Genomic DNA, 4127 nt, shown 5'->3' with positions numbered 1-4127 from the left:
CAGAGTGTCTCAACCGTTCGAAAACGGACACCGAACCGTCAAAGCCGACTGAATTAGGAGAAATCTTCCCGCTCTCACCCACGGTGTAAGACTCCATTCTGCCGGTCAGTTGGCCGTCAGACGTTTCTACTATCTGGGCCGCTTCCAAACTGGTCGGGCTTCCACGAAGGTATAGGCCGGAAATATCTGCGAATGCATTGGCACCAGCCCATAGCATCAGCATAGCTGTGATGGCCATTTTCGAGAGTCGCATATCATCACCTGTTCTGAATTGCCTGCATCGCAACCTTAGCCAGAAAAGCATTAATATGATGGATATATCCAGTGGTTTAATTTACCACAAAAATGTGCGTTGCGCCGATGGAAGCGCGCGTACTTGTTGGATGGAATGTGAGGCGGATTCGTGTCTCTAAGGGCGTTTCGCAGGAGCGCCTTGCATTCGATGCAAATGTAGATCGTTCCTATTTGGGTGGGCTGGAACGCGGTGAGCACAATCCAACTGTCGATGTGCTTGAGCGTGTTGCGAAGGTGCTGGACGTACCCCTTCGCGATCTTTTCACAGACTACGATCCAGAGGTTGGCGATATCGAGGGATTACCGCCCGGTCGTAAGTCCAGTGAAGCCTGATCACAAAACCGAAGAGCTTGGTCTGTTCTGAATGCCGGCCATGCTCATGATGGTTGAAGATGTCATTTCTTATATATAGAATACGAATTCGTATTTTATATTTTGGAATCAAGATGAACCCTCCCGTCAACAAAGCAGGCCGCCGAGGACGGAAGCGCATCGTCGCGAGTCTGGCAGAGTCCAAAACGCTCGCCCTCTACCGGGAAGGGCGCTCCCTTCTCTCTCGGAACGACCTTGATCAGGTTTCGATCTCGCAGGTGTCGAAGGCAGCGGGTATCTCCGTTGGGGCATTCTATGTCAGGTTCAGGGACAAAGACGCTTTCCTGGACTTCATCATTACAAACGCCTTCGCTCAGGCCAGAGCGAGCTTTCAGGAACAAGCTGATGTTCGCTATGCGCCTAACCTGGCGGACGTGCTTATCAGGCAGTTCTCGGATGCGGAGTTTGCCGGAATTGTCCGCGCCGCCATCAAACTTGGTTTTCTGGACGAACACCACAGGGAGCCCTTCGATGAATTCCGGGCCTTTGTGTCTGAGCATCTGGCGGAAATGTTGTTTGCGTGGGTGAAGACAGGGGAGCGTCCGCAACGGATCGCTTCCATCGACTCAGCACTGGCAATCCTCACGCTTGCTGCTCTGTTCCCAAATTCAGAAATCGACCTTGCAGAAATCGAAACACAACAAGTAATCGTCGACTTGTTGTCTGGAAAGTCTGCCAGCGCTAAACCACTTTCTTCAAAGAAGCTGTCCCACACTAAATCCCAAAGCAAACTTCCGAAATCTCGCCGCGAGCCTGAAAGCCTTCGCAAACCAAATGAGGTTACGCTGAAATCAAAGGGATCAGCGCGCGGACCAGAGAAAATCTGATCCCACGCAAACTGTCGGGATTGGCTATGTCCGAAGAAGCATCAGAAGGTCAGCCTTTGCCGGAGCCGGAATCTATCCTTTCTGATTTCGTATTAGACGACATTGCAGATCAGATAGGGATTGAGACTTTTGCAAAAGGCGTTCGAGATGAGCTTCGTATTGCAGTTCGCCGCTATGCTTTAGATCAGAAGGTCTTCGGCTCATACGAAAACGAACTCAAATCTGTTGGAGCTGATTACAAAGCGCTGAATAGGAAAATTTCTGATTTCCGCGCATTCCTGGAACAACCGGAATACAGTGATCTTGCCTCTGATCTTTATCTGACCGCGCTTCACAGGAATGAACCTGCGCCGGAGACGGATTTTCCTGCGATTTCGGATTTTGAACGCACGCGTGGCGAACCGTACTTGTTGGAACTGAAACGCCTATTGTCCTTGTTAGAAGATGCAACTGACATTGCGTTGGATAATTCCGCTGTTCCTAAAGGCCGTAAGCCGGATTATCCGCTAGTTAGTCTGGTACGTCGCTTAGCTTATGTCTGGACAGAACTGCTAAAGCAGAAGTTCTCTATCGATTATCACAAGGGAAGCGGCCTTACGCCTGCGTTCCAGTTTGTAAATTTGATTGTTCAGAGAGTTATTCCAGACGTTCGCGAAACAGAGATTGTCACGGCGATGCGGACAATTGTTTCCGAACGCAATCTGAAAGCCCCTGACCCCTCACAGGAATAGGCCGCTCTTTTCGGCGTTGTTTCCTGCCAGCGCCTTTTGCGGCGCTCGCTCCCTCATTCTGCTCTCATGAACTGGCCCGGCAAACCGCCGGTCCGGATCAAGAGCGTAGAATTGAAAGCCAGGAAATCTCCCCGCAAAGCCGATGCCCGGAAGCAGACCGCTTCCGGCTCGTGCGGTGTGGAATTCCGGCTTTCACCTGATCTTCCCATCACTGAAGCGGAACTTCAGATTGTCGAGACCTATCTGTCGGCTATGATCCGGGACTTGCTGGATGAGGCAGAAGCCTCAGAGGAACTGATAGAAGGGTAGCCTATGAAGCGGGCAGCAATTTATGTGCGGGTTTCAACAGGGAAACAGGCCGCAGGTGAACTCTCCATCCCCGATCAGGTCCGCCAATGTGAAGCCTATGCCGAGCAAAACGGCTATGAAGTCGTCAAAGTCTATACCGACGCCGGGGTCAGCGCCCGCACGGACAAGCGGCCCCAGTTTCAGGAAATGATTTCTCGCGCTGTCGCACCGGATCACCCGTTCGATGCGATCCTTGTTCACAGCCAGTCCCGCCTGTTCCGGAACACGAAAGACTTACTGGTCTATCGGTCTCTTCTGGAGGAACGGCAGGTTCGTTTTGTTTCGATCACTCAGGATCTGGGCGAAGGCGAAACGGCAGATATCCTGACGACGATGGTTGGCGCGCTGGATGAGTACCAGAGCAAGGAAACCGCCAAGCACGTCGCCCGGTCCATGATCGAGAATGCGAAGCAAGGATTCTGGAATGGAGCGGCGGCCCCGTTCGGGTTCCGCACCTACGCCGCCGAAACACGCGGCGCGCGGGTGAAAAAGAAAATCGAAATCGATCCCGAAGAAGCGGAAACCGTCAGGCTGATATTCAAGCTCTATGTCAGGGGCGATGGCGCATCCGGCCCGATGGGTGTGAAGCGGATTACGACTTACCTGAATGCGCAAGGCTACCCGAACCGTCAGAACAAGCCGTTCCGGGTCCAGTTCATCGACAAGATTCTGAGAAACACTGCCTATATCGGCGAGCATTACTTCAACCGGACCGACTCACGCCGGAAAACACCTCGCCCGAGAGAAGAGTGGGTTCTGTTCCCGATGCCGCGCATTGTTGAAGATGTCCTGTTCTATGAAGCTCAGGAGAAGCTGGATCGCCAGCATCCGATGAAGACCGCCCCGAGGCTGGTTTCGAGCGATGTGCTTTTGACGGCTCTGGCAGTTTGCGAAGAATGCGGCGCGCCCATGCGCAAGCTCTCAGGAAAAAGCGGGCGGTATCACTATTACCGTTGTTCCCAGAAGGCTGATGCCGGACGGACCGCCTGCAAAGGCGTATCGATCCCGATGCAGGAACTGGATGATATCGTCATCGATGCGCTGGAAGGTTCGGTTCTTGAGCCGAAGCGCCTGCGCAAGATGACTGAAATGCTGCTTGCCCGCGCGCAGGAGCGTGGACGCTCTGCCAAGGAGCAGCGCAAAAAGCTGGATGGCGAGAAGCGGAAGGCAGAGGCCCAGGTCACGAACCTCTACACCATGGTCGGTAGCGGTGAATTGTCGATGGACGGCACCTTGTCAGCGCATATCCGCGAGCAACAGGAGAAGGTTGAGCGTCTGAAACGGCAGATTGCACTTCTGGATCGGGAGCGGAGTGCGCCTGTCGATAAGCTTGGCGACAAGGTCGTTGAGAAGTTCGGAACTGCTGTTTCGCAGGCCCTCAGAAATCCTGACAATCGCCAGTTCGCCAAAGCCTATGTCCGCACGCTGGTCAGCAAGATCGAAGTTGGCGAAAAACAGATAAGAATCAGCGGGCCAAAGGAAGCCATCGCCCATCAGGCCATGTCATTTGCCGCCAGTGGGGAATTAGTGCCTGCTTTTGCACAGGAATGGCGCA

General features: G+C 53.3%; 6 protein-coding genes. 5 read left to right on the top strand and 1 reads right to left on the bottom strand.

The genetic code is table 11. The features are described from left to right. Positions 1–253: hypothetical protein (locus HY2_RS17650; RefSeq protein WP_206741044.1), on the bottom strand; the 253-nt coding region annotated here is incomplete at its 3' end. A gap of 137 nt (positions 254–390) precedes the next feature. Between HY2_RS17650 and HY2_RS14555 the strand changes: the two genes are divergently transcribed. The 5 genes from HY2_RS14555 to HY2_RS14535 form a co-directional block, all read left to right on the top strand. Beyond that, entirely contained in the window at positions 391–627 is a 237-nt protein-coding gene (locus HY2_RS14555) for a helix-turn-helix domain-containing protein (RefSeq protein WP_206741043.1), read from the top strand. 59 nt (positions 628–686) lie between these two features. Further along, positions 687–1493, top strand: coding sequence for a TetR/AcrR family transcriptional regulator (locus HY2_RS14550; protein WP_081815084.1), 807 nt, complete (start codon positions 687–689; stop codon positions 1491–1493). Positions 1494–1519: 26 nt separating this feature from the next. Then, positions 1520–2224, top strand: coding sequence for a hypothetical protein (locus tag HY2_RS14545; protein ID WP_034828919.1), 705 nt, complete (start codon positions 1520–1522; stop codon positions 2222–2224). Between the two features lie 66 nt (positions 2225–2290). Beyond that, the gene (locus tag HY2_RS14540) at positions 2291–2533 is read left to right on the top strand and encodes a hypothetical protein (protein ID WP_034828916.1); all 243 of its coding nucleotides are present in this window, start codon (positions 2291–2293) and stop codon (positions 2531–2533) included. A 3-nt stretch (positions 2534–2536) separates the two neighbouring features. Then, a partial coding sequence (locus HY2_RS14535; RefSeq protein WP_051595082.1) for a recombinase family protein occupies positions 2537–4127 on the top strand: 1591 nt, incomplete at its 3' end.

Origin of the sequence: Hyphomonas pacifica, assembly GCF_000682675.1 — a bacterium.
GTDB lineage: Bacteria > Pseudomonadota > Alphaproteobacteria > Caulobacterales > Hyphomonadaceae > Hyphomonas > Hyphomonas pacifica.
Note: the sequence above shows the minus strand (reverse complement) of the source record. Positions and strands in the feature narration are given on the sequence as shown.